Raw genomic sequence first — 26,504 nt, 5'->3', positions numbered from 1 at the left:
GTAATCGTACTAGGAATCACAGCGACTGGCTTGCGGAGCAAGACAGAATAGATGATGAACAGTACAAGGAGTCACCAAAATTGGTTCACGAAGTGAGCCATGACCTCTGTAAGCAACATTTTTTACCAACAATAAACAGTTAATAATTACCACCGCACTCATCCTGAACGATTCAAACATTGTCACGCTTTACTTGGCAACTGGCACCAAAAAAACCACACCAACCATTACGCTTAAAAAACGTAACTTTAGGAGGATCAACTATGACAGAAACTGAGAATCTATCCACCAAGTACAATCCCCAAGAAGTAGAAGCGGGGCGTTACCAAGATTGGTTAGAACATGACCGTTTTAAACCAAGCGGCAACAAAGAAGCAAAACCTTATTCTATCGTGATTCCACCACCAAACGTAACAGGAAAATTGCACTTAGGTCATGCCTGGGATACCACGTTACAAGACATCATCATTCGTCAAAAACGGATGCAAGGGTATGATACCTTATGGTTACCAGGAATGGACCATGCAGGGATCGCTACCCAAGCCAAAGTAGAAGAAAAGCTGCGGGAACAAGGAATTTCTCGCTATGACCTTGGTCGGGAAAAATTTGTTGAACAAGTATGGGATTGGAAAGAAGAATATGCCGGTCACATTCGGGAACAATGGGCGAAACTAGGCTTATCTCTAGACTATAGCCGTGAACGCTTTACGTTAGATGATGGATTATCCGAAGCGGTTCGTAAAGTTTTCGTGACGCTCTATGAAAAAGGCTTGATCTATCGTGGCGAGTACATCATTAACTGGGACCCTCAAGCCCGCACGGCATTATCTGATATTGAAGTGATCCACAAAGACATCGAAGGTGCTTTTTACCACATGTCTTACGAATTAGCAGATGGCAGCGGTGTGGTGGAGATCGCAACGACTCGTCCAGAAACAATGTTGGGGGATACAGCAGTCGCGGTTCATCCAGAAGATGAACGTTATCAAGCATTGATTGGTAAAAAAGTGATTTTGCCTTTGGTCAATAAAGAGATCCCAATCATCGCAGATGAGTACGTGGACCAAGAATTTGGAACTGGGGTCGTAAAAATCACTCCTGCCCATGACCCGAATGACTTCGAGGTCGGTAACCGCCATGACCTACCGCGGGTCAATGTCATGAATGATGACGGAACAATGAATGACTTAGCAGGTACCTACGCAGGCATGGATCGTTTTGCTGCTCGCAAGCAAATCGTGAAAGACTTAGAGGCGTTAGGTCGTCTGATCAAGATCGAAAAAATGGTCCATAGCGTAGGTCACTCAGAACGGACAGGCGTAGTAGTCGAACCTCGTTTATCGACACAATGGTTCGTAAAAATGGAACCATTAGCAAAACAAGCCATCGACAACCAAGAAACCGACGAAGCGGTGGACTTTTATCCGCCACGTTTCAACCAAACATTCTTACGTTGGATGGAAAATGTCCATGACTGGGTGATCTCTCGTCAGTTGTGGTGGGGCCATCAAATCCCAGCTTGGTACCACAAAGAAACGGGAGAAATGTATGTAGGTCTTGAAGCGCCAGCAGATGCCGAAAATTGGCAGCAAGATCCAGACGTATTGGATACATGGTTTAGTTCTGCTTTATGGCCGTTTTCAACAATGGGATGGCCAGATGAAAACAATGAAGATTTCCAACGCTACTTCCCAACGAATACATTAGTAACTGGTTACGACATCATTTTCTTCTGGGTAAGCCGTATGATTTTCCAAAGCTTGGAATTTACTGGCAAACGACCATTTGAAAATGTCTTGATCCACGGATTGATCCGTGATGAACAAGGTCGCAAAATGAGTAAGTCTCTTGGAAACGGGATCGATCCGATGGAAGTCATTGAACAATACGGTGCTGATGCATTGCGTTGGTTCTTATCAAATGGCTCTGCACCGGGACAAGACGTGCGTTTCAGCTATGAAAAAATGGATGCCGCTTGGAACTTCATCAATAAAATTTGGAATGCTTCCCGTTTTGTCTTGATGAATGTCAGTGAAATGACTGCAGAAGACATTGATTTTTCTGGTGAAAAATCAGTGGCGGATCGTTGGATCTTGACGCGCTTGAATGAAACGATTGAAAAAGTCACTGACCTTTTTGAACGCTTCGAATTTGGTGAAGCAGGTCGTCAATTATACAACTTTATCTGGGATGATTTCTGTGACTGGTACATTGAAATGTCGAAAGAAACGTTATACGGTGACAATGAAGCAGCGAAACAAGTTAATAAGAGCATCTTAGTCCATGTTCTTGATCAAATTTTACGCTTGTTGCACCCAATCATGCCATTTGTTACAGAAGAAATCTGGAGTAAGCTGCCGCATACAGGGGAATCATTAGTCGTTGCTGAGTATCCACAAGTGGCTCCACAATGGACCGATGAAAAAGCGGCGCAAGGGATGGAAGTGTTGAAAGAATTGATTCGTTCGGTTCGAAACATCCGAGCAGAAGTAAATACACCACTTTCGAAACCAATTACTTTGCTGATCCAAGCAAATGAGCCTGAGATCGAAGAATTCTTGATTGCTAACAAAAACTATATCGAACGCTTCTGTAATCCAGAAGAACTAGAAATCTCTAACAGCTTGCAAGCTCCTGAATTGGCGATGTCAGCCATCCTATCAGGTGCGACGATCTACTTGCCACTAGCTGGGTTGATCAACATTGAAGAAGAAATCGCGCGTTTGGAGAAAGAACTAGCGAAGTTCACCCAAGAAGTTCAACGGGTACAAGGCAAACTGGCGAACGAACGCTTCGTTGCCAATGCTCCTGAGGAAGTCGTGGCACAAGAACGCAGCAAAGAATCCGATTATCTTGAAAAACAAAAAGCCGTTCAAGAACGGATCGAACAATTACGCACAATCCAATAGGATGAGCACATCACGCGCAAACAAGCATCTCTCGAAGATGCTTGTTTTTGCTTAATCAATAGAAACAGGGCGAATAATTTTCTCGTTTAAAGGAAAGAAAATGGGAAAGCCGTTCATTTTTTGTTAAAATAGGAGCGAGGTGAGCGAGATGACAAGCGAAGAAGCAACAGCGTGGATCCATTCGCGTTTGACATTTGGGCAAAGACCCGGATTGATGCGTGTCGAAGCATTATTAAAACGGATGGGGAATCCTGAAAAAAAGGTGACCATGATCCATATCGCCGGCACGAATGGCAAGGGATCGACCGTCAGTTATTTGCGCAGTCTTTTAGAAGAAGCTGGGCAGCAAGTGGGGACCTTTACTTCCCCACACATTGAAGCGTTCAATGAACGAATCGAAATCAACGGACAATTTATATCAGATGAGGACTTGGTCGCTTGGGTGGAAAAAATCCAGCCGCTGGTTGCTGAAATTGATCGCGATGAAACGTTGACGGGCATTACCCAGTTCGAGATCATTACCGCTATGGCATTAGGCTATTTTGAAGAAAAAAAGGTCGATGTTGCGATTATTGAAGTTGGCTTAGGGGGACTCTTAGATAGTACCAACGTTATTTCTCCTATTTTGACCGCGATCACGACGATCGGCATGGATCACATGGATGTCTTAGGGGATACCATTGAAGCAATCGCTGCCCATAAGGCAGGGATCATCAAGCCGCAAACACCCCTTGTTACTGGCAATATCGTTGAAAGTGCGCTTTCGGTGATCGATTTGAAAGCTGCAGAAGCACAGGCACCTGCGTATCATGCAGGGCAAGAGTACCGTGTGACCTATCGTCATCCTGATGAAGAGTGGGGCGAGTTGTTTGATTTTGAAAATGAGCATGGCAAAATCAAAGGCTTGAAAACGCCGATGTTAGGCCGCCATCAACCAGAAAATGCCGGTGTGGCGATCCAATTGTATAGCCTGTATTGCGACCTACGACAACTGCCGTTTTCAGCCAAAGAGATTCGCAATGGCTTGCGAAAAGCCTATTGGCCCGCCCGAATGGAACGAATCAGTAGTGAGCCACTAGTGATTATCGATGGTGCCCATAACGTACACGCCATGGCTCGTTTAGTAGATACAATGAAAGAAGAGTTCAGCGACTATCGCATCCATGTGCTGTTCTCAGCCTTAGAAACTAAAAACGTCAATGAGATGCTTCAGCAATTGCTGGCGATTCCCCAAGCCGAGATTTATTTAACGACCTTTGATTTTCCCAAGGCACTGCATTTGGCAGACGGCTATCAGGAACTCGATAACAAACGAATCTCGACGGTTTCTTTATGGCAGTTTGGTTTGGCAGAGTTATTAGAAAAAATGACCAATGAAGATTTGCTGCTGGTGACAGGATCCTTGTATTTTGTTTCAGAAGTTCGTGAATTGTTGTTGGCAATAGGAGGAAGAAATGGCTAAGTTACGTGGTGTGATTTTCGATATGGACGGCTTGATTTTTGACACGGAGCTGCTCTACTACCAAGCAACTCAAATCGTGGCGGATCAAATGGGTATTCCCTATACAAAAGAGTTGTATCTAGCCTATGTAGGTGTTTCGGATGAAGAAGTTTGGGCCGCCTATCATGAACGGTTCGATGAGGCCTTTGGTCATCAGATGATTGAAGAATTTATTCAAGCGGCTTTTCAGCAAACGTTGGAAATGTTCCAACGGGGCGAGGCTGAATTGAAGCCAGGGATCCATGAGTTATTGCATTATCTTGATGAGAAAAAGATTCCTCGAGTGTTGGCGTCAAGTAACCAGCGCAAAGTGATCGACACCTTGCTGGAAGCAGCGGACTTAACGGCGGAATTTCCTGAGATCGTCTGCTTTGATGATGTCACACGGGCAAAACCAGATCCTGAGATTTTTGAAAAAGCCCACGCATTATTGGCGGTACCAAAAGAAGAATTGGTGATCCTTGAGGATTCGGCTAACGGTATTCATGCTGCTCATGGGGCAGGGATCTCAGTCATTATGATTCCCGATTTGATCGCGCCGACGACCATCATTGAAGAAAAAGTCTTGAAAGTCTTGCCTTCACTAGAGGATGTCCCAGATTTTTTAGAAACGGCTTTTTCTTTCTAATGGCGATTTTTTAAAAAGCATCGGAATCAAATAGTTTCTCCTTTGCGTATTTCTTATTAGACCGACGCAAAGGAGTTTTTTTATGATCAATGAAACAGTAATTCCCCAAAGCTCGTTTCCACGAGAGCGCTTAGTAGAATATGGAGTTGATGCCCTATCGAATCAAGAATTATTGGCCATTTTGTTGCGAACTGGCTCACGGCCCCTAAATGTCTTGGAATTAGCGGCTAGTGTCTTGAATCGTTTTGAAGAATTGTATGAATTAAAAGAAGCGACAATCGATGAATTACAAGAAATTCGTGGCGTCGGACAAATCAAAGCCATTGAGATCAAAGCGATGGTTGAATTAGGCGTGCGAATCCAGCGGTCTGTTCAACCAAAGTACGGCAAGATCAACTCCAGTATGGCGATCGCTCATCAGCTGATCCAAGAATTAAAAGACTTTCGTCAGGAGCACTTGCTAGGAATTTATTTGAATACCAAAAATGAGATCATTCAAAAAAAGACGATCTTCATCGGATCGTTGAATCAGTCGATCGCTCACCCACGGGAGATTTTTCATTGGGCGGTACGTTATAGCGCCGCACGTGTGATCGTCGTTCACAACCACCCAAGTGGAAGTCCTCAAACCTCGGAGGCAGATCTACTGTTTACACGCCGCTTGATCAAATGTGGGGACTTGATGGGGATCGAACTACTAGATCATTTGATTATTGGCGACAATGCCTATGTTAGTTTGCGAGAAGAAGGCCTCTGGCAACAAGAAAATTGCTGACACAACGGCTAATTTGCGAACATTATTAAAAATAAAGGTGAATTGTCTAATCGTCTGTCTTGCAAAAAAATACGGGCAAGTGTAAAATATTATTGTAATTTTGTTTGCTGAATAGATGTTGAAACGCACGTTAGGCCTCTATCGCACAAAGGCAATGTTACACATAATTAAGTGCTTATGCACGAGGAGGTTTTTTTATAATGGAACAAGGTACAGTAAAATGGTTCAATGCTGAAAAAGGGTTTGGTTTTATCTCTCGCGAAGACGGTACAGACGTATTTGTACATTTTTCAGCGATCCAAGGTGAAGGATTCAAAACTTTAGAAGAAGGTCAAGCAGTTACTTTCGACGTGGAAGATTCTGATCGTGGACCTCAAGCAGTTAACGTAAACAAAGCGTAAGCTTTTAAACAAACTGCCAGTAAGAACACTTTGAAATCAAAAACCCAAAAGACCATCAATTGATGGTCTTTTTTTTGCTTTTGGCAACGGAAAGGAAAAAGGGGAGTTCTCAGTAACCTGAGAACTCCCCTTGCATGTAAGACTATAAATCATCCGGCGTCATGATCATTGAAAGGATCATTGGATGACGTTCGGTTTTTTCAAATAGGAATGGCTGTAAAGCCGATGACATCGCTTCTCTTAATTTGTGCTCTGTGGGGTCTGGTTGGTTCAAGACTTCCCGCAACGCACGGAAGAGGATCTGCTGTGCTTCGTTGATCATCTCGCCGGATTCTCGCATGTAAACAAACCCACGCGAAAGGATATCTGGTCCAGCAAGGACTTCTTTCTTCGCCACATCGACTGTCGCTACTGCTAAGACGAGGCCTTCTTCTGAAAGAATGCGACGATCTCGTAAGACGACATTTCCGATATCACCGATACCGCTGCCGTCAACATAAACATCATTGGCATTGAAATGACCAGCCAAGCGAGCGGTATCCGCCGTTAAGGCCAACATGTCACCATTTTCCATAATGAAACAATTTTCTTTTGGTACACCGACATCTTGTGCCAATTGGGTGTGGATGTTCAGCATCCGAAATTCCCCGTGGACAGGCATAAAGAATTTTGGTTTCATTAGACGCAACATCAGTTTTTGTTCTTCTTGGCCACCATGACCAGAAGTATGGATGTTGTTCAATTTTCCATGGATCACGTTTGCGCCAGCTTCCAACAGCAAGTTGATCAGCTGATTGACACTCGTGGTATTTCCTGGGATCGGTGAGCTTGAAAAAATCACGGTATCATCTGGATGAATTTGGATTTGACGGTGGGTCCCATTGGCAATCCGACTCAAAGCAGCCATTGGCTCTCCTTGTGAACCCGTACAAAGGATCATGGTTTCGTTTGCAGGCAAACGATTGATCTCATGAGATTCTACAAAGGTTCCATCCGGCACCTTGATATAGCCAAGGCGCTGTCCGTTGACGATCGCATTTTCCATACTGCGTCCAAAAACGGCGATTTTACGTCCAGTCGCAACCGCCGCATCTGCAGCTTGTTGGAGACGGAAAATGTTGGAGGCAAAGCTGGCAAAAATGATCCGACCATCGATTTTTTCAAAAATCTTTTGGATCGAGCTGCCGATCGTTTTTTCTGATTTGGTAAAGGTTGGAATTTCTGCATTGGTACTATCGGAAAGGAGGCAAAGGACACCTTCTTCACCAATTTTTGCCATTTTGTGCAAGTTTGCTGGTTCGCCCACAGGCGTAAAGTCAAACTTGAAATCGCCAGTTGCGACGATATTGCCAGAAGGCGTTTTGACAACGACACCTAAAGCATCTGGGATACTGTGGGTCGTTCGGAAGAAGCTGATGGACGTTTTACGGAAACGAATCACCGTATCTTCATTGATTTCGTGTAATTCTGCGTCTCGCAATAAGCCATGCTCATCTAATTTGTTGGTGATCAAAGCAAGTGCCAATGGTCCCGCATAGATCGGGATATTGGCTTCCCGCAACAAGTAAGGGATTCCGCCAATATGGTCTTCGTGACCATGAGTGACGATCAAGCCTTTGACTTTCGGTAAATTTTGAACGATGTAGCTATAATCGGAAATGACATAGTCGATCCCAAGCAGTTCATCTTCGGGAAATTTGATTCCCGCGTCTATTAAGATGATCTCATCTTGGAATTGAACCCCATAACAGTTTTTTCCGATTTCGCCAAGTCCACCGACGCCGAATACGCCAGTCTCATTATTTTTCAGCGAAACTTTCATCTTAAAACTCCGCTAATTTGAAATCAGCGTTTTCTTTTTCGTAAGCTAAATGTTTTTCATCTAGTTCTTGAACGAACTCGATGTTGTATGGGGTATTTTGTTCAACCAGACGGCGTGCGATCACTGCATCGTCTGCTTCAATGTACAAAGAGTGGGTTTGTTCTCTCTTTGGGTTGCGGTCTTTTGTTTCTTGGTAATAAATTTTGTAAATCATATCTTTTCTCCTTTATCTGCTTTTCGCAGTAGTCTATTTGGTTGATGAATTCGCTGCATCACAAAATCGAGGTCCGAATAAAGTGACCTGAAAAGAAGGCTTCGAGAGCCGCTGCATGCTTTTTTCAGACAATCGTTGTGAGAAAAAAGAGAAAGCCTCGTCTTTGCTTTCCAAATGTCGTCATAAAAAATTCACCGGGTTTGTAAGTCGTTCCACTACAAGTATTCCTAGTTTATCACAGAAAAACGAATAAGTATAGAAACACGTCATTTTGAAAAGGCTTACTGAAAGAAAATGAAAGGACTATCCTCGAAGTTTACTTTTTTTCGCTGATAGTGCATTACAATAAGAATATTCCTATGCTATAGTAGAAGTAATGAAGTAAAAAAGGAGGGGATTTTTTGAAATTAATGTGGCACTATACGATGAGAAACAAAAAACTGCTGGTTTTTAATTTCATCTGTGTTTTTGGTTTTATTTTGATTGAATTAGGTTTGCCGACGTTATTGGCAAGAATGATCGACAAAGGGATCGCCGCTGGTGATCGCGACTACATATGGAAAATGGGTGCGGCGATGATCGCGATCACCATTGTGGGGATCACGATGAACATTTTGTTAGGCTATTTCACGTCACGTATCACCACTAACATTGTGGCAGATATTCGTGACGATCTTTTTGAAAAAGTCCAAGGCTATTCACATACTGAATATGAAAAAATCGGGGTTTCATCATTGATCACCCGTGTGACCAATGATGCGTATCAAATCATGCTGTTTATGCAAAGTATCTTACGGACGGGTCTGATGACACCCATGATGTTTGTGGTCAGCTTGTACATGGTCATGCGGACAAGTACACAACTAGGGTTGTATGTCTTGGGGGCATTGCCGATATTACTGATGGCCGTCATCGCCATTGCCAAAATCTCGGAACCATTATCCACCAAACAACAAGCCAATCTAGATAAAATCAATGGCATCTTGCGGGAAAATCTCTCTGGTTTACGAGTGATCCGTGCCTTCGTCAATGAAAAATTTGAAGAAAAACGCTTTGGCAAAGTCAACCAAGCCTATGCTTCTAGTTCTCGCAGCTTGTTTCGCTTGATGGCAACGGCACAACCAGGCTTTTTCTTCTTATTCAATATCGTGATGATTTTGATTATTTGGACGGGAAGTATTCAAATCGATCAAGGGCAGCTGCAAGTCGGTGACTTGATTGCATTTATCGAATACATCTTCCATGCGTTGTTTTCTTTCATGCTGTTTGCGACCGTCTTTACGATGTATCCACGAGCGGCGGTTTCTGCTCGCCGAATCCAAGAAGCGTTAGATGCGACTTCTGAAATCAAAGAGCCAGAACAGCCAGTGACAGAAACTAAGACGAAAGGCTTCTTGGAATTTAAAAATGTTACCTTTGCTTATCCAGGACATGCCCAAAGTCCAGTGATCCGTAATGTTAGCTTTACCGCTTCACCAGGGGAAACCGTGGCATTTATCGGTAGTACCGGGAGCGGGAAATCAACCTTGATCCAATTGATCCCACGTTTTTACGACGTCAGTGAAGGCCAAGTCTTGGTGGATGGCGTTGACGTTCGGGATTACAGCTTAACGACATTGCGCAACAAGATCGGGTTTATCCCTCAAAAAGCGTTGCTATTTACAGGGACGATCGCAGAAAACCTGCGCTATGGGAAAGAAGATGCCACGCAAGCAGAGCTGGAACGAGCGGCCGAGATTGCGCAAGCGGCAGATTTCATTTCTCGCACACCAGATGGCTTTGATGCTCACTTGGCAGAAGGCGGAACCAACTTCTCTGGCGGACAAAAACAACGCTTAGCGATTGCCCGTGCGGTGATCCGCCAACCAGAGATCTATATTTTTGATGATAGTTTTTCTGCATTGGATTACCAAACGGATGCAAAATTGCGGGCACGCTTGAAAAAAGAGACCACGGAATCGACCGTTTTGATCGTTGCTCAACGAGTAGGAACGATCATGAATGCCGATAAGATCGTCGTCTTGAACGAAGGCGATGTGGTTGGCATTGGCACCCACAAAGAACTGCTGCAAACTTGTCCAGTATACTACGACATTGCGGCGTCACAATTATCAGAGGAGGAGTTGGCACAATGAAAGCAATCTCTTCTTTAAAACGGTTAGGTGCTTACATCAAACCGTACAAAGTACAATTTATCCTAGTCTTGCTGTTTACTGTTGCAACCGTCGGCTTCAATGCGGCAATGCCGTATGTTTCTGGATTACCGACGACAGAGATCAGCCGCAACATCGCCGCTGGCGAAGGCGTTAATTTTGATTACGTGATCCTTTGCTTGATCTGGATCGCAGTCGTTGGTGTCGGTTACTGTTTCTCACAATTGATGTCAGGGCTGCTGATCACCAACGTTGTCCAATCGGCGATGCGAGATTTGCGGCAAGACATTGAAGAAAAAATCAATCGTTTGCCCGTTTCTTACTTCGACCGCAACCAGCAAGGGAATATCCTGTCACGGGTGACCAATGACGTGGATGCCGTCAGCGGTGCGATGCAGCAAGCCTTGATCGGGATCGTCAATGCCTTCTTAGGAATCGTTATGGCGGTTTCCATGATGTTTTATATCAATACCTACATGGCATTGGTTTCATTGATCATGATCCCAGCCTCCTTATTGATTTCTCGCACGATCGTCAAAAAGTCGCAAAAAGACTTCCAAGGCATGCAAAATGCGTTAGGGGATCTGAACGGCTACGTACAAGAAAACATGACTGGATTCAGTGTCTTGAAAGTGTATGGACGGGAAAAGCAAACACTTGAAGGGTTTAAAAACGTTAACCACCAGTTGCGCTATTACGGCTTTCGTTCTGCCTTTGTGTCAGGATTGATGATGCCACTGGTGCAAATGACCGCGTACTTTACCTATATCGCAATGGCAGTCATGGGTAGTTTTTACGTAATCAGCGGTGTGATCGTTGTTGGTCAGCTGCAAGCGTTCATTCAATACATTTGGCAAGTCAGTCAGCCAATGGGGAATATAACCCAGCTGTCTTCCGTTTTGCAAAGTGCCTCAGCAGCAGCAAAACGGGTCTTTGAAATATTAGATGAGGAAGAAGAGCCAGTCAATCAAACCGATATCCAATTGCCAGAACAAATCAGAGGCGACGTGACCTTTGAACATGTCGGCTTTGCCTATGATCCGAAAAAACCGTTGATCAAAGACTTGAACTTTGAAGTCAAAGCTGGACAAACCGTGGCGATCGTGGGACCAACAGGTGCTGGGAAAACCACCTTGATCAATTTGTTGATGCGTTTTTATGATGTCAATGAAGGGGCCATCAAGATCGACGGTATCGACACGAAGAAGATGGAACGTCATGATGTCCGTTCATTGTTTGGGATGGTTTTACAAGATGCATGGTTGTATGAAGGCACGATCGGCGACAACATTCGCTTTGGGAAATTAGATGCCACCGATTATGAAGTCGTTGATGCAGCGAAAACCGCCAATGTCGATCACTTCATTCGTACGATGCCGGATGGCTACGAGATGATCATCAATTCTGAAGGCGATAATGTCTCTTTGGGACAAAAACAATTGTTGACCATCGCCCGGGCAGTCATCTCTGATCCAAAGATTTTGATTCTCGATGAAGCCACCAGTTCGGTGGACACCCGCTTAGAAGCGCTGATTCAAAAAGCAATGGATAAAGTGATGGAAGGTCGTACCAGCTTTGTGATCGCCCATCGTTTGTCAACGATTCGTGAAGCAGATCTGATCTTAGTAATGGATCAAGGATCGATCATTGAAAAAGGCAATCACGAAACCTTGTTGGCAGCTGGCGGCTTTTATAGCCAACTGTATCAAAGTCAATTTTCAGAAGAAGCCGAGTAAGCCGAAAAGAGCGTCCAGTCTGACTGGCGCTCTTTTTGCATTGTCGCAAGGGTGGTGCTATAGTGAAAAAAGAAAGCGCAGATCCCTTTATGGATTGGAAGGAGAAGTTGATGGACAAAGAACAATCAGGGAATGAAACCCACAAAACAGTTTCGCCCGCCTCGTTGCAAGGAACACCTTGTTTTGTGGCAAAAAATGCGACGATCGTAGGAAACGTGACTCTAGGAAAAGAGAGTACGGTCTGGTTTCAAGCAGTGATTCGAGGCGATGCCAATCGCATCGAAATCGGCGCGCGTACCAATATTCAAGATGGAACGATCATCCACGTTGATCACGATGCCCCGACGATCGTGGAAGACGATGTGACTGTTGGGCATCAGTGTATGCTTCATGGCTGCACCATCAAAAAAGGGGCGCTGATCGGCATGAGCTCGATCGTTTTGAATCATGCAGTGATCGGCGAAAATAGTTTGTTAGGTGCCGGTTCGTTAGTGACGGAAGGAACCGTCATTCCGCCTAATGTGTTGGCGTTTGGTCGTCCGGCACGAGTGATCCGCCCGTTGACAGAAGAAGAAATCGCCAAAAATCAGGCAAACATCACGCATTACGTGGAAAATGGGCATGCTTACCAACAAGGCCAATATGGCGAAGTCTGACGCCGAATCCAAAGACGCAAAAAGGTGTACGAATTGCTTCGTACACCTTTTTTTATGCAAGCTTATTTCAATTTGTTTGATTCCATGATCTCGTCGATCAAGCCGTAATCTTTGGCTTCTTGTGCGGTCATGAAGTTGTCGCGATCGGTGTCGCGTTCAATCACTTCGATTGGTTGACCAGTACGTTCTGACAAGATTTTGTTCAGACGTTCGCGGGTTGCCAAAATGTGGCGGGCAGCAATTTCAATCTCAGTTGCTTGACCTTGTGCGCCACCTAATGGTTGGTGAATCATGATTTCGGCATTTGGTAACGCAAAACGTTTGCCTTTTTCACCAGCGGTCAATAAGAATGAACCCATAGAAGCAGCCATCCCCATAACGATGGTTTGGACATCGGCTTTGATAAAGTTCATGGTATCAAAGATCGCTAGACCAGCAGTAACGCTTCCGCCCGGCGAGTTGATGTACAAGTAGATGTCTTTTTCAGAATCTTGCGCGTCTAAGAATAAAAGCTGAGCAATGATCGAGTTTGCTAAGTCATCGGTTACTTGACCACTCAACATAATGATCCGGTCTTTTAATAGACGAGAATAGATGTCATACGCTCTTTCACCGCGAGATGATTGTTCAATGACTGTAGGAATTAAATTCATAGTGATAGTCCTCCTAAAAATCGTTATAGATATAGTTTAGCATAAAGTTTTCGCAATATCTAAGAGATAGTATACCGATTAGGTCAAGAAAGGTCAAATAAAAAGTTCGTTATCTTTTTTGCGAAACTTTCAAATATGATACAATATGAAAAAAGGAATGAGGAAGGATCGAAGAATGGCAGTAGCAATAGCAGGTTTGATCGGCGTCTTAGTGGGCGCATTGTTAGTAACCATCATTTTTAATTTACGCATTCGGTATGAGGAACAAAAAGAAAAACAACGCCGTTTGTTGGAGCATAAAGTCAAAGAAATCGAAACGTTGGTTTTATTGAATCAAAAAATCAGTGAGATTCTACAAAAACGGGTCATGCTGATGGATGAGTATGTCAGCTTTGATGCCTTTGACGACTGTTATATCACCATCGATGATTTTGCCTATCTACAATCTTTTGCGGCGCAAAACAGTTTTTATCTACCGAATTTTTTCTTGGAAGAATTTTTCAAAAAAATCGGAACACGTCGGGTGATTTTGTCGCCAGAGGAAACCGTTAAGATCGGTGGGTATACCTATAAAGGCGGCCGGATCATTATGGAAAATTTCCTTGATCAATTGGTTGAAATGGTCAATGAGCGTAAAAACCAAATGAAAAACATGACGAGCGAACCGTTGACCTATTTTTCAAAAACGATTTGATTCTACTGGTCAGCCATTTGCCTTGGTTAAGGCAACCGTACCAGAGTATCGACGGTTGCGCTTTTTTAACTGATCACACACACTCTTACTGCGATCATAGTAAGGGTGTTTTTCTTTGACCGAAACAAAGCGCTATTATTCATTAAGAGGTTCGAAACAAACAGAGGCTTTTTGGTTCTAGCAGATTCCATGGTAAAATAAAGAGTGAGAATGGAGTGAAAGAATGATGGTACAAATCGTTGCCCACCGCGGGAGTAGCGGCAACCGACCTGAAAACACGCTACCAGCATTTGCGGAAGCGGTGCGGGTCAAAGCTGATATCATTGAGTTAGATGTACATCTATCAAAAGATGGCGGCTTGATTGTCATGCATGATGAAACGGTTGATCGAACGACCAACGGCAAAGGTCGGATCTGTGATCTGACGGTTGCTGAACTAAAAGAACTCAATGCCGGCAGCTGGTTTTCTGAGGAATTCCAAGCCGCCAAAGTCCCCACGCTAAAAGAAGTGTTGGATTTACTTGCAGCGAAGAATTATCGTGGCATTTTGACGATCGAATTAAAAACCGATCATTATGAGTATGAAGGAATCGAAGCCAAAGTATCCGACTTATTGAATAGCCAAGAATGGCCTTTTACTCATTGGTATTGTTCCTTCAATATCGAGACCTTAGATCGGATGCATGCGATCGAACCGGATGCGACCCTTGATTTTATTATGGGACGCGGGGAAGACAAACCACCGTTGGCGCTCACCCGACCGTATATCGAAGGAATTCATCCTGCCTATCGCTGGGTCCAAGAGACAGCAACGGTCTTAACTGATTTTCCGATCGCGATCCGTCCGTGGACTGTCAACGAAGAAGCGGCGATTCGCACCTGCTTGGCTCTGGGGTTGACGGGGATCATCACCGATTTTCCAGAAAAAGCTCGGGCAATTGTGCAACAGGTCCGTGAGGAAACAAAAGGATGAAAAAAGTCTTAGTGATCGTGGGACCGACCGCAGTTGGCAAAACCGCCTTGAGTATCCAGTTAGCCCAAAAATACCAAGGGGAGATCATCAGCGGGGATTCCATGCAAATTTACCGTCAGTTAGATATCGGTACCGCCAAAGTGACGAAGGAAGAAATGGCAGGGATTCCTCATCATTTGATCGATATTCGTGCAATGACGGAAACGTACACTGCCGCTGATTTCCAGCAAATGGGGCGTGAAGCCATTGAGACGATCCAGCAGCAAGGAAAACTGCCGATCGTTGTGGGGGGAACAGGGCTATACATCCAAGCGCTTTTGTATGATTTTCGTTTAGGGGCAGAAGAAGGCGACCCAACGATTCGTCAGCGCTATGAACAAGAAGCAGCAGCCATCGGCAAAGAAGCTCTATGGCAAAAGTTGCAGGCGGTCGACCCCTTGGCAGCAGCGAAGATCCACTACAACAATGAGCGGAAAGTGATTCGTGCGTTGGAGGTTTTTGAAACGACTGGCGAAAGTATCGCTGCACCAAAAGAAACACCGCAAGTTTTGTACGATTTCTTCATGATCGGTTTAACCACTGAGCGAGCATTGTTATACCAGCGAATCAATCAGCGAGTGGACTTAATGATGGATCAAGGCTTGATCGAAGAAGCAAAAGCTGTTTTGCAGTATCCAGAAACGCAAGCCGCAAAAGGGATCGGCTACAAGGAATTTTTGCCCTATTTTCACGGGCAGGCCACATTGGATGAAACCATTGAGCAAATCAAGCAAAACTCACGCCGCTACGCCAAGCGGCAGCTGACGTGGTTCAATAACCGAGCAAAGCCCCGATGGATTGATTTAGTGAGACAACCTGAAGAACAACGTACCCTTGAAACAGAAATCAACCAATGGTTGGAGGAGAAAAGATGAGCCAAGAACGTGTGATTCTTGTCGGAGTAGAAACGGAGAAAAACTATCTTCATTTTGATTCTTCAATGAAAGAATTGAAAAGCTTAACAAAAACCGCCAATGGCGAAGTTGTTTTTTCACTGGTGCAAAAACGGCAGCAAGTCGATCGACAAACCGTGATTGGCAAGGGGAAAGTTGTGGAATTGCAGCAGTTGGCAGAAGCACATGAAGCAGATCTAGTGATCTTCAATCATGAACTGACACCAAGGCAAAGCCAGTTGATCGGTGATGCGCTAGAAGTGCCAGTGATTGATCGCGTCCAGCTGATCCTCGATATTTTTGCGATGCGTGCCCGTTCCAAAGAAGGAAAGCTACAAGTAGAATTGGCGCAGCTGGATTATTTGCTTCCACGTTTGATAGGGCAAGGAAAGAACATGTCTCGGCTAGGGGGCGGAATCGGAACGAGAGGGCCAGGGGAAACCAAGCTGGAGACCGATCGTCGACACATCCGCAACCGCATCACCATCATCAAACGGGAATTGAAGGAAGTGGCCGCCCATCGAGACCGGACACGCCAAAAGCGCAAAGACAGCCAAGTCTTTCAAATGGGCTTGATTGGTTATACCAATGCCGGAAAATCAACTATTTTAAATATTTTAACCAGTGCGGATACCTATGAACAAGACCAGCTGTTCGCAACACTCGATCCTTTGACGAAACGCTGGCGGATGCCGGAAGGATTTGAAGTCACCATTACCGATACGGTTGGCTTTATCCAAGAATTGCCGACCCAATTGATCGATGCGTTTCATTCCACACTGGAAGAAAGTCAAAACATGGACTTCTTGCTGCATGTCGTCGATGCCAGTTCCGAAGAACGGGTTCAGCAAGAGGAGACCGTCTTGAAGTTAATGGAAGAACTTTCTTTGACCCAATTACCGATGTTGACGGTCTATAATAAGGCGGATCGCATCGACGCCGATCAGTTTGTCCCAACGCTCTTTCCCAACGTCTTGATTTCGGCAAAGAGTACCAAAGGCAAAGAACGCTTGACTCAGGCGATCAAAATGGAGTTGATGCAGATCATGCAGCCTTATCATCTGGTTCTGCAAGCCGATGAAGGCAATGCGCTGAATCGTTTAAAACGGGAGTCACTAGTTTTGAGCAATGCCTTCGATGAAGCAACACAGACCTATCATATCAAAGGATTTGCGCTGGAGGATACCTATCCACTACGCAGAATGGCGCAAGAACAGGAATAAGCAGAAACGGTGCAACCGATGCACCGTTTTTTTTGTGGTGACAAAATTATGGGAGCATAAGTGGTTTGGCTTGCTTTGAACGCAAAAACCGAACATTTTTGGCTAAAGCACCATTTCTTCCATAAAAACAACTGCTTGAACATACGATCAAATCAAGGACCTAATGAAAAAATCAAAAAAATTTGCATTCATGTCACTTTTTCTAACATGAGGGGTTGACACGCAAAAAAAGAATTGGTATAGTTTCCATAAAGTTACGCAGCATCATTGAAACGGAGGGGAGCCAAGTTATGCGGGAAAAAGAATTGCGGCGCTCAATGTCAGTCTTTCCTATCGGAACAGTCATGAAATTGACCGATCTCACCGCCCGTCAAATTCGTTATTACGAAGAACAAGAATTGATCCACCCGGAACGCAGCGATGGCAATCGACGCATGTATTCGCTGAATGATATTGATACCTTGCTAGAGATCAAAGACTATCTTTCCGATGGACTGAACATGGCTGGGATCAAACGAGTTTATGAAATGAAAGTTGCCAAAGAAAAAGAAGCGAAGAACAAACCGCCGCTGACCGATGAAGATGTTCGTCGAATTTTTTATGATGAACTCTTGGCTCAAGGTGGATTGAATCAACAACAGCCATACCAGCAAAAAGGTCCACGAATGTAGAACACTTGTAGATCATTGCTGTGATATAAAAAAAGAATTGGGAAAAAGGAAGGGATACTATGCCAAAATTTGAAAGAACTGCCGAAGACATCAAACAAATCGTAAAGGATGAGAACGTGCGCTTTTTACGCTTGATGTTTACTGATATTTTAGGAACGAACAAGAACGTTGAAGTACCTGTAAGTCAATTAGATAAAGTACTGGAAAACAAAATGATGTTTGACGGTTCTTCTATTGAAGGATTTGTCCGTATTGAAGAAAGTGACATGTATCTGTATCCTGATTTGTCCACCTGGATGATCTTCCCTTGGGAAAGTGAACATGGCAAAGTGGCTCGTTTGATCTGTGATATCTACAATCCAGATGGCACCCCATTTGCAGGCGACCCTCGCGGCAACTTAAAACGGGCATTAGCAGACATGCAATCCCTTGGCTTTACTTCTTTCAATCTTGGACCAGAACCCGAATTTTTCCTATTCAAATTAGATGAAGCAGGCGAAATTACAACTGAATTAAACGACAAAGGCGGCTACTTCGATTTTGCCCCAACCGATCTAGGGGAAAACTGCCGTCGCGATATCGTATTAGAATTAGAAAGCCTTGGCTTTGAAGTTGAAGCGTCTCACCATGAGGTGGCACCAGGGCAACACGAGATCGACTTTAAATATGCGGACGCAGTGGAAGCATGTGACAACATCCAAACCTTCAAACTTGTCGTGAAAACTATTGCTCGTAAACACGGCTTGCATGCAACCTTCATGCCAAAACCATTATTCGGCATCAACGGTTCAGGCATGCACTGCAACATGTCCTTGTTCAAAGGCGATGAAAATGTCTTCTTTGATGAAGAAGGACCAATGCAATTAAGCCAAACAGCGTATCACTTCTTAGGCGGTTTGATTGAACACGCCCGTGCTTACACGGCTGTCTGCAACCCAACCGTCAACTCTTACAAACGCTTAGTGCCAGGTTACGAAGCGCCTGTATACGTGGCGTGGTCAGGACGCAACCGTTCACCACTGATCCGGGTACCAGAATCAAGAGGCTTGTCAACGCGTTTGGAATTGCGTTCGGTTGACCCATCCGCTAACCCATACTTAGCAATGGCTGTTTTATTACAAGCAGGACTTGATGGCGTTAGACGTGAGTTGACACCACCACCAGCTGTCGACCGCAACATCTACATCATGAACGAAACAGAACGTGCAGAAGCACAAATCGAAGATCTGCCATCAACGATCCACAATGCCATCAAAGCATTGCGTAAAGACCAAGTGATGATCGATGCTTTAGGCAAACACATCTATGCCAACTTTGTCGAAGCAAAACGATTAGAATGGGCAGCCTTCCGCCAAACAGTCTCCGAGTGGGAAAGAGAACAATACTTGGAACTCTATTAAAATCGCAAAAAAAAAGCCGCTAGAGATAAACAATCTAGCGGTTTTTTTATGATGAAACCAGCGTTTATCCTATTGATTCTGGTTTTATTTATTTCCGATCGTCAATAGCTGCTTGATCAAAATTTGAGAAAAAAACCATTGCAAAGCTAGAGCGGTTCTGTCTATAAGAAGCGTAACTCTTGACCATTGGGAAAAATCAAAAAATACCAGTCGGGCGAGGACTGGTAAGAGGAAGAAAAATAGTTTTGGTATAAAACTAGCATAGACCGTCAAAGTAAAATGAACCTTAAAAAGTAGAAAGTTTCTTGTAAGAAGTCCTTATTCGTCAAAGGTTTCCAGCTCAGACAGTATTTTTGCGGGGACTTCTGATTGAGGGACTTCATTGGGACCCGAGATGACACGGGTTTTACTGATCTTTGCTTTGACTAAGGTATTTGGCGCGAATGGCTTCACATTTTCACCAGAAAGATCAAAGGTCATGAGTTCTTTCTCGCCGTTTTTCTTAACAAACTCAAACGTGTACTTATACGTAAAGGAGCCATCGATTTTTTCACCGGAATCGCTGTACGTTTGGGTCTTTTCTGGGACTTTGTTGGGCGTGATGGCATAAGCCGTTATCCCTTGATAAGTTGTTGTGTAGTACGTGTAGCCAAAGTAGCCACCTACTGCTAAAATCAAAACGCCAAGCGTCAAAAGTAGTTTTTTCATGTGCATCGATCCTTTCAATTACTGGGTTTACTATAGCATGATGGAGCCAAAATCATTCATCGAAATGGATAACAATATTGTAAGTTTAGCATTTTTGAATAAAAATCCTGTAACTTTCTGTTTAACAATTGTGATAATGAAAAATATTTCTGAAACCTTCCTGCAATATTGTAATGTTATTCTCTTACTTGTGCCCGATAGCGGGACAAATAATCAAAAGAGAGGTTTTTTCATTTGAAAAAATTTGCATTTACAGTTGTTGCAGGATTTGGTTTATTCGTTGGCGGAACAGTTGTTTCAGCAGCAGAACAAACCCATGTTGTCAAACCAGGAGACACTCTATCTGGGATCGCTGCTACTTATCAAACAACGGTCGAAGACCTTTTAGCTTTAAATGATTCGATCGAAAATCCAAATATGATTTTTGATGGCGAAACATTGTTGGTTTCTAACGATGGCCAATCAGTAGAAAACAAAGAAACAAGTACGAAAGAAAGCACAGAAAAAAGTGAGTCTACAGCGACTGCTAACGTGAGTCAAACTCGTTCAAGCGTTCCTGGTGCTGGTTCTGGTGTCTTGAATCCAGTGGATGGGATCAACTATTTCAATGGTGTGAGAGAATCGTACTACTCACAAAAAGTCTTGCCAGGAGGCGGATTGAACATCCCTGGTCGCCATGTAGCATCAGACGGAACCATCCGTGATGCCGATGGATACATCGTTGTTGCCAGCGACAATCAACCGAAAGGTTCGACTGGTCAATCATCCTTAGGTGCCTACAAAGTCTATGACACAGGTGTTGGTCATAGCGGTATTGATGTTTATACGAATTGGTAAGCAAGTAGAATACTAGTAAAGACGAGCTTGTTTTAGAGCTCGTCTTTTTTGATTGGCGAGAAAAAATCGTTATCTGGTCTAGACTAATTATTGTAATCAAGCACAACCTGTGGTATTATTGGACTATACCAAATAGAAACGGAGCGCTGATCATGGAAATTATTCGCGTTAAAGATGCTGCTCAAGGCGGAAAGAAAGCTTTTGAATTGATACAAGAAGGTATGGCAAATGGCGCCAAGGTGCTAGGTTTAGCAACAGGAAGCACGCCAGAGACCCTTTATGCAGAAATGACTGCCAGTGAAGTTGATTTTTCAGAAATGACTTCAGTCAACTTAGATGAATACGTAGGACTAGGCGGCGAAGACGAACAAAGCTATCGCTACTTCATGAATGCTCATTTATTCAATAAAAAACCATTCAAAGAAACCTTCGTACCAAACGGCAAAGCGGAAGACTTAGAAGCAGAATGCCAACGCTACGATAGCGTGATTGCGGATCACCCAGTTGATATCCAAATCTTGGGTATCGGTCAAAACGGACATATCGGCTTCAACGAACCTGGTGCATCCTTTGAAGGAACGACCTCAGTCGTTGATTTGACTGAATCGACCATCAATGCCAACAAACGCTACTTTGATAAAGTCGAAGACGTCCCGACGACGGCAATTTCAATGGGAATCGGTTCAATTATGCAAAGCAAAAAAATCATTTTGATGGCATTTGGCGAAGTCAAAGCGGATGCGATCCAAAAAATGATTGAAGGACCTGTAACCAACGAATTACCAGCTTCTGTTTTACAAAAGCATGATGACGTAATCGTGATCATCGATGAGGCTGCTGCCAGCAACCTGTAAAACAAAATCAGCCCTTTTCAGTAATAAGTCAGAAGGAAAAATGAGCCATCCTCGCAGCTTCCCCCTGCGCTTGTGCAGTAGCGCCAGCGCAGCTGCGAGCAATGGTTTGTAGCTTACTTGCTTATTTTCTGAGGGGGCTTTTTTTATTTGGCTGATTCGGCGCTGTTTTTTTCTTTTTTTCATCAGAGATGCTATAGTTAAAAGAGAGAATACGAAGAAAAGAGGGATGCAAATGGTTGATATGCATTTATCTATTCCCGAAGTAGCGCTGAGATTGCTGCTGGCAATGATCATGGGAGGAGCGATTGGGTACGAGCGGCAATACAAAAGTCGACCAGCTGGTCTTAGAACCCATATCTTGGTTTGCATGGGGGCTTGTGTCATTGCTTTGATCCAAGTGGAGATCGCCACAGGTGCCATGCGAGATGCACTAAATCATCCAGATTTAGCAGGCGTGATTCGTTCAGACGAAGCACGATTGATCGCCCAAGTCGTCAGCGGGGTCGGTTTTTTAGGCGCCGGAACGATCATTGTGACGAAGCGCTCGGTGACGGGGTTGACGACGGCTGCTTCCTTATGGGCGATCGCCGGTTTAGGAATTGCCATCGGGATGGGCTTTTACACCATCGCATTAAGCAGTTTTATCGGGATCTTCTTTGCATTGACGATCGTTAAGCGGATCGTCCGCGTACCAACAGCAAAGAAATTAGAAATCCAGTACATCCACCGCACCGAGACCAAAGAGTTTTTGACGGAGTACTTCCAAGAGAAAAATATCGTGATCGAAGATGTCAATTTTGATGTCAAATTCATGGAAGACTATCGCATTTATACCAATATTTATACGATTGATCTTCCGCGAGGACTAGGCTTTTCTGAAGTGATCGAAGAATTGTCTGTCTACAAAAATGTCACGAAGATCCGCTTGGTGGATATTGCTTAACGGATATTGAATCAAAAAGCAGCAAGACACCTCACATTAGTGAGATGCCTTGCTGCTTTTTTATGATGCGTTAGACATTTGTAAGTAAAAGAAACACACAGTCAAAATAACGATCACGATTGAAGTCAGCAAATTGACCCCTTCATTCGTTACAAAGGTAAGACCGCCGACTTGCTTGGTGGCAACGTCGTGGTGGACTTTTTTTTCGGTGTATTGGTGACAGACAGGGCATTGATAGCGCACCTGAATCGTTGCGCCCAGTAAACTGTCCACGAGACTGCCGCAAAAGCCTAAGGCAGTCAAGGTCAGCCAGAGATCAAAGGAGAACGGCTTGCCGTTCAACCATAAGGCTGCTGCGAATAAACCAGTGATGGCGAGACTCCCTGCTAGGGAAGCGGCAGTTCCCAACCAACTGACACCGCCGGAAAGTCCCGGTGGTAATTTTTTTCCCGTTAGTAAGTGACGCGGTGGACTTGGACTCAGCACGCCGATTTCTGAGCCCCAAGTGTCAGCCGTACAGCTAGCGATTCCCGCCACAAATCCCCAAAGGAATAGCGGTTCTTTCGTCCAAAAGGCAAGCAGTAGCGCAAAGATGCTTGGTGCGATGTTCGCAAAGACTTGTTTTGCATCACGGCGAGCACCTTTGGCAAGCACAGCTGACTCTGGCTGACTGCGCATTTTCTTTAAAAGACCAATGATGCCAGAGCTGGCAAAGAAAAAGCCAATCAAAAAGATGCTGTACCACGGACCAAAGCCAATGACCAGTGTGCCGCAAAGAATCGCAGCCAGTGCGCCAGAAACAGTCAGCCACTGAAAGACGAATGCTGCCGCTGCAACGAATGTACTGGCAAACAAGCCCAGCATGAATTGATAGAAGAAAACCATTTGAACACTCCTTTGCGTATAGTGTAGCATAGGTCTCATTTATTTTACCGCAGTTAACAAAAAAATAGTCAGCTTGATAGCTTTTTACTCGTCAAATGAGAGCGTTTCATTTAAGCTAAAGGAGAGAGGTGATCCAATGAAAATCATAATTATAGGTGGGTCTTTTGGTGGTGTCAGCTGCGCCCGCGAAGCACGTCGATTATACCCTGACGCAGAGATTCTACTGATAGAAAAAAAAGCCCATCTTGGGTTTGTTCCAAGCGGCTTGTTATTGCTGATCGAAGGCAGGATCGCTTCGCTGGAAGAAGCATTCTTTTGTACGAAGGAGCAGCTGGAGGCAGAAACGATCGACGTAGCCTTAGAAGAAACCCTTCTAGAAGTCTTTCCTTCGGATCATCGGATTCGAACGGATAAGCGAGAACTAAGTTATGATCGACTCGTCTTGGCAGCAGGCTCTAGTCAGGATTCCACTGTTTTGCCGCAACCAGAAGAAGCACTGCTGACCTACAAAGAATATGAAGCAGCGAAGCATTTCTTGCAGCAATTGCCCCAAGCAGAGTCGATTACCATCGTCGGTGCTGGTCAAGCGGGGATGGAAGCGGCGAATACCTTGACGGCGATCGGAAAAAAAGTCAGTGTGATCGAATCAATGTCATATCCTTTGTTCAAGTACTTTGATCGCGATTTTTTGCAGCCCTTTTTAACGGAGATCGAAAAAAGCCCCAACTTGCAACTGCATTGGTCGGAGCCAACTTTGGCAGTCGTCAAAACGGAAACAGGCTTTCGGATCGAAACCGCCGATCAAGGCTATGAAAGTGACCTTGTATTGACGACAGTTAACGTTCATCCTCGCTTGCCAGAGGCATTTGCGGTCTTTGAATTACACAGTGATCAAACTATCTGGACAGATGCCTACTTGGAAACTTCTGCCACGGATATTTTTGCGGTCGGCGACTTGATCCAAATTCCAAATGCTATTACGAAAGATACGGTCTACATGCCCTTAGTCAACAATGCTGTTCGATCAGGGATCGCGGCAGCTCGCAATCTAGCAAGCAAAACAACTCCGTTTCGTGGTGGATTGCGGACAGTCGGTACACAATTGTTTGAGTGGTATTTAGCCAGTACTGGTTTGACCGAGTCGGATCAGTTTTTCTATGAATCCCCGATCGTCTGTCACACTTTTACGGCTGCCGCTTCCCTTTTTGATTCGACGCAGGTTCATGGAAAAGTGATGATCGATCAAGCCAGCGCCCGAATCGTTGGTGCGCAGCTATTATCAAAAGCCAATATTTTGGAAAAAATCAATTTATTAACATTTGCGATCGAGCAGCAGGCAACGATGGAGGAGCTGACCCAAAAAGACTTTTTCTTCCATCCACGGTTCACGAATGTGTTGGATCAAACCTTCATATGGTCGGGAAGTGATGCCGATGAGACTTGATCAGTTATTAGAAAAAAAAGAAGCAAAACAATTGCAGCTGCTCAAAAAACTTTTACTAGTTGGCGGTCAAATGGAGCTACATGAATTAGCGCTCTATCTTGGCATCAGTAAGCCTTCTCTGGAAAAGTATGTGGATGAGCTGCAAGATGAGTTGAAGCACTATCATGAGCAGTGTCGATTGTATTACCGAAATGGTTCACTGGTTTTTGAAATGAGTCCCACCTTTTCTCTTAACCAAATTGAATGGGCATTTTATCGTTCGGCATTGAAATTTCAAATTCTCGAGCATCTTTTACAATATCAAGAAGTGACGACTGTCCAGCTGGCACAAAAATTAACAGTCAGCGAGTCATCCTTATTTCGCAAAATCAAAGAGCTAAATGGCTTGCTAGCAGAATTCGAGTTAGAGATCTGGCAAGGAAAGCTGATTGGGGAAGAAACGCAGATTCGTTATTTCTATTTTGAACTCTTTTGGTATGTTCATTCTTTTGACAGTCAGCCATTGCCGATCGATGAGAAATATGTCGGTCTGATCACTCGCGGCCTGAACATGCGTTTTACGAAAGAAGCCCAGCAGCGCTTGTCCCTATGGCTGAGGATCATGAAAGCGCGACTGAAAATTGCTACTCAATCCTTTCAAGTTTTACGGGAGAAAATGGCACCTTACATGAAAGACCCTTTGTTTCAACAATTACGTGAGTTGGTATTTCGTGGCTTTGGCCATTACGCATTAGAAGTCAGAGAAGAGGAGGCGATGCTGCATTTTGTTTTTTTGTTGTCGTTCTCGGTGTTATCCGAACACGATCTGCAGGTGTATATGCTGCAGCGTTCTCGGTTTACGCCAACTGCCTTGACGGATACCTTGATTTTGGAACATATTTTGCATCTTTACCGCCCATCGTTTGTTCCTCGTGAAATGGAAGCCACTTGCTATGGTCACCTGCTGCAGATCCACAGCCGCGTCTATTTTTTCAAAGGGGATGTGGAAGTTTTTGATCGAGAAAATATTTGGCAGCTGGAAGCGCAGTTTTCCAGCCGCAACATTCAGCAAATCAGTCATGAACTATTAGGTAAGGCCTTAACAGAGTTAAATATCAAGCCGTCCGAGAAAAATAGTCTACTGATGATGACGATGGTCAAATACTTGAGTGTCATCACGATCATCGACTATCAAATCAATCGAGAATTTCGTGTTGGGATCGCCTTGAAAATGGATGAGCTATTTAAAGAAGCCCTCTATTATATGTGGCTGCTGTATCTCAAAAATTTGAATGGCGTAGTTGTCGAACGCTATCGTCCAGAACAAGAATATGATTTGATCTTGGCGAATTACGCCATCGAGACCAAAACACCGACCTATCGAATCAGTGAACTAGGTACCGCATATGATCGGGAAACGATCAAAAAAATGATCCGTGAACGCTTTAAATAGTGGATTTCGTCAATTTCTTAGAGATTTGAAAAAAAATTGACGAACCATATAGCAAAAGTT

24 protein-coding genes are annotated in these 26,504 nt (G+C 44.2%); 19 read left to right on the top strand and 5 right to left on the bottom strand.

Translation table 11 applies throughout. From position 1 onward, the window contains the following. Nucleotides 1–263 precede the first annotated feature (263 nt). The 5 genes from A5870_RS13375 (at nucleotide 264) to A5870_RS13355 (ending at nucleotide 6,214) form a co-directional block, all read left to right on the top strand. Nucleotides 264–2,909, top strand: coding sequence for a valine--tRNA ligase (locus A5870_RS13375; RefSeq protein ID WP_086293328.1), 2,646 nt, complete (start codon nucleotides 264–266; stop codon nucleotides 2,907–2,909). A gap of 148 nt (nucleotides 2,910–3,057) precedes the next feature. After that, nucleotides 3,058–4,371, top strand: a complete 1,314-nt coding sequence (locus A5870_RS13370) for a bifunctional folylpolyglutamate synthase/dihydrofolate synthase (RefSeq protein WP_086293326.1) — start codon at nucleotides 3,058–3,060, stop codon at nucleotides 4,369–4,371. Then, a complete protein-coding gene (locus A5870_RS13365; protein ID WP_077454034.1) occupies nucleotides 4,364–5,038 on the top strand; it encodes an HAD family hydrolase in 675 nt (224 codons plus the stop codon). The genes A5870_RS13370 and A5870_RS13365 overlap by 8 nt, the downstream gene beginning before the upstream one ends. 82 nt (nucleotides 5,039–5,120) lie before the next feature. Further along, on the top strand, nucleotides 5,121–5,813 hold the full coding sequence (radC, locus tag A5870_RS13360; protein WP_086293324.1) for a RadC family protein: 693 nt from the start codon (nucleotides 5,121–5,123) through the stop codon (nucleotides 5,811–5,813). 200 nt (nucleotides 5,814–6,013) lie between these two features. Then, nucleotides 6,014–6,214 carry a cold-shock protein gene (locus tag A5870_RS13355; protein WP_005225155.1) on the top strand — a complete coding sequence of 67 codons (201 nt, stop codon included), beginning with the start codon at nucleotides 6,014–6,016 and terminating at the stop codon, nucleotides 6,212–6,214. A 142-nt stretch (nucleotides 6,215–6,356) separates the two neighbouring features. On the opposite strand, the gene rnjA is transcribed toward A5870_RS13355, so the two are convergent. Together rnjA and A5870_RS13345 are read right to left on the bottom strand one after the other, a co-directional pair. Then, nucleotides 6,357–8,036 carry a ribonuclease J1 gene (gene rnjA, locus A5870_RS13350; protein ID WP_005225156.1) on the bottom strand — a complete coding sequence of 560 codons (1,680 nt, stop codon included), beginning with the start codon at nucleotides 8,034–8,036 and terminating at the stop codon, nucleotides 6,357–6,359. A gap of 1 nt (nucleotide 8,037) precedes the next feature. After that, on the bottom strand, nucleotides 8,038–8,250 hold the full coding sequence (locus A5870_RS13345) for a DNA-directed RNA polymerase subunit epsilon (RefSeq protein ID WP_005225157.1): 213 nt from the start codon (nucleotides 8,248–8,250) through the stop codon (nucleotides 8,038–8,040). A gap of 401 nt (nucleotides 8,251–8,651) precedes the next feature. Between A5870_RS13345 and A5870_RS13340 the strand changes: the two genes are divergently transcribed. From A5870_RS13340 to A5870_RS13330, 3 genes are all read left to right on the top strand, one after another. After that, entirely contained in the window at nucleotides 8,652–10,385 is a 1,734-nt protein-coding gene (locus tag A5870_RS13340; protein ID WP_010747462.1) for an ABC transporter ATP-binding protein, read from the top strand. Beyond that, nucleotides 10,382–12,139 (top strand): ABC transporter ATP-binding protein, encoded by a 1,758-nt coding sequence (locus A5870_RS13335; RefSeq protein ID WP_005225159.1) that lies wholly within the window; start codon nucleotides 10,382–10,384, stop codon nucleotides 12,137–12,139. The genes A5870_RS13340 and A5870_RS13335 overlap by 4 nt, the downstream gene beginning before the upstream one ends. Before the next feature lie 62 nt (nucleotides 12,140–12,201). Beyond that, nucleotides 12,202–12,795: a gamma carbonic anhydrase family protein gene (locus A5870_RS13330; RefSeq protein WP_236598577.1), complete on the top strand. Its 594-nt coding sequence runs from the start codon at nucleotides 12,202–12,204 to the stop codon at nucleotides 12,793–12,795. Nucleotides 12,796–12,857: 62 nt separating this feature from the next. Here A5870_RS13330 and clpP read toward each other — a convergent pair whose 3' ends face one another. Further along, complete coding sequence (clpP, locus tag A5870_RS13325) at nucleotides 12,858–13,448, bottom strand: ATP-dependent Clp endopeptidase proteolytic subunit ClpP (RefSeq protein WP_005225161.1); 591 nt, start codon at nucleotides 13,446–13,448, stop codon at nucleotides 12,858–12,860. A 175-nt stretch (nucleotides 13,449–13,623) separates the two neighbouring features. Here clpP and A5870_RS13320 point away from each other — a divergent pair, with 175 nt between their 5' ends. The 6 genes from A5870_RS13320 to glnA all read left to right on the top strand — a co-directional run bounded on the left by A5870_RS13320 (nucleotide 13,624) and on the right by glnA (nucleotide 19,341). Continuing rightward, a complete protein-coding gene (locus A5870_RS13320) occupies nucleotides 13,624–14,142 on the top strand; it encodes a hypothetical protein (protein WP_008377057.1) in 519 nt (172 codons plus the stop codon). Nucleotides 14,143–14,365: 223 nt separating this feature from the next. Continuing rightward, the gene (locus A5870_RS13310) at nucleotides 14,366–15,115 is read left to right on the top strand and encodes a glycerophosphodiester phosphodiesterase (RefSeq protein WP_086293322.1); all 750 of its coding nucleotides are present in this window, start codon (nucleotides 14,366–14,368) and stop codon (nucleotides 15,113–15,115) included. Then, nucleotides 15,112–16,029: a tRNA (adenosine(37)-N6)-dimethylallyltransferase MiaA gene (gene miaA, locus A5870_RS13305; RefSeq protein ID WP_086293320.1), complete on the top strand. Its 918-nt coding sequence runs from the start codon at nucleotides 15,112–15,114 to the stop codon at nucleotides 16,027–16,029. The genes A5870_RS13310 and miaA overlap by 4 nt, the downstream gene beginning before the upstream one ends. Then, on the top strand, nucleotides 16,026–17,270 hold the full coding sequence (gene hflX / locus A5870_RS13300) for a GTPase HflX (protein WP_008377064.1): 1,245 nt from the start codon (nucleotides 16,026–16,028) through the stop codon (nucleotides 17,268–17,270). Before miaA ends, hflX begins: the two co-directional genes overlap by 4 nt. 290 nt (nucleotides 17,271–17,560) lie before the next feature. Continuing rightward, nucleotides 17,561–17,941, top strand: coding sequence for a MerR family transcriptional regulator (locus A5870_RS13295; protein ID WP_005225166.1), 381 nt, complete (start codon nucleotides 17,561–17,563; stop codon nucleotides 17,939–17,941). 59 nt (nucleotides 17,942–18,000) lie between these two features. Continuing rightward, nucleotides 18,001–19,341 carry a type I glutamate--ammonia ligase gene (glnA, locus tag A5870_RS13290; RefSeq protein WP_005225167.1) on the top strand — a complete coding sequence of 447 codons (1,341 nt, stop codon included), beginning with the start codon at nucleotides 18,001–18,003 and terminating at the stop codon, nucleotides 19,339–19,341. A gap of 318 nt (nucleotides 19,342–19,659) precedes the next feature. Here glnA and A5870_RS13285 read toward each other — a convergent pair whose 3' ends face one another. Further along, a complete protein-coding gene (locus tag A5870_RS13285; protein WP_086293318.1) occupies nucleotides 19,660–20,049 on the bottom strand; it encodes a YxeA family protein in 390 nt (129 codons plus the stop codon). A gap of 234 nt (nucleotides 20,050–20,283) precedes the next feature. On the opposite strand from A5870_RS13285, the gene A5870_RS13275 reads away from it, so the two are divergent. The 3 genes from A5870_RS13275 to A5870_RS13260 all read left to right on the top strand — a co-directional run bounded on the left by A5870_RS13275 (nucleotide 20,284) and on the right by A5870_RS13260 (nucleotide 22,683). Continuing rightward, the gene (locus A5870_RS13275; RefSeq protein ID WP_005225170.1) at nucleotides 20,284–20,886 is read left to right on the top strand and encodes a LysM peptidoglycan-binding domain-containing protein; all 603 of its coding nucleotides are present in this window, start codon (nucleotides 20,284–20,286) and stop codon (nucleotides 20,884–20,886) included. 152 nt (nucleotides 20,887–21,038) lie between these two features. After that, nucleotides 21,039–21,740, top strand: coding sequence for a glucosamine-6-phosphate deaminase (gene nagB / locus A5870_RS13270; RefSeq protein WP_005225171.1), 702 nt, complete (start codon nucleotides 21,039–21,041; stop codon nucleotides 21,738–21,740). Nucleotides 21,741–21,972: 232 nt separating this feature from the next. Beyond that, the gene (locus A5870_RS13260) at nucleotides 21,973–22,683 is read left to right on the top strand and encodes an MgtC/SapB family protein (protein WP_074536356.1); all 711 of its coding nucleotides are present in this window, start codon (nucleotides 21,973–21,975) and stop codon (nucleotides 22,681–22,683) included. 60 nt (nucleotides 22,684–22,743) lie between these two features. Here A5870_RS13260 and A5870_RS13255 read toward each other — a convergent pair whose 3' ends face one another. Beyond that, nucleotides 22,744–23,568 (bottom strand): DUF92 domain-containing protein, encoded by an 825-nt coding sequence (locus tag A5870_RS13255; RefSeq protein ID WP_086293314.1) that lies wholly within the window; start codon nucleotides 23,566–23,568, stop codon nucleotides 22,744–22,746. A 136-nt stretch (nucleotides 23,569–23,704) separates the two neighbouring features. Between A5870_RS13255 and A5870_RS13250 the strand changes: the two genes are divergently transcribed. Together A5870_RS13250 and A5870_RS13245 are read left to right on the top strand one after the other, a co-directional pair. After that, nucleotides 23,705–25,012 carry an NAD(P)/FAD-dependent oxidoreductase gene (locus tag A5870_RS13250; RefSeq protein WP_086293312.1) on the top strand — a complete coding sequence of 436 codons (1,308 nt, stop codon included), beginning with the start codon at nucleotides 23,705–23,707 and terminating at the stop codon, nucleotides 25,010–25,012. Next, nucleotides 25,002–26,444, top strand: a complete 1,443-nt coding sequence (locus tag A5870_RS13245) for a helix-turn-helix domain-containing protein (RefSeq protein ID WP_086293310.1) — start codon at nucleotides 25,002–25,004, stop codon at nucleotides 26,442–26,444. Before A5870_RS13250 ends, A5870_RS13245 begins: the two co-directional genes overlap by 11 nt. Nucleotides 26,445–26,504: the final 60 nt, after the last annotated feature.

The organism is Enterococcus sp. 2G9_DIV0600, from assembly GCF_002140615.1.
Taxonomy (GTDB): domain Bacteria; phylum Bacillota; class Bacilli; order Lactobacillales; family Enterococcaceae; genus Enterococcus_D; species Enterococcus_D innesii.
The sequence above is the reverse complement of the archived record's forward strand: the minus strand, read 5'-3'. Positions and strand labels throughout refer to the sequence as shown.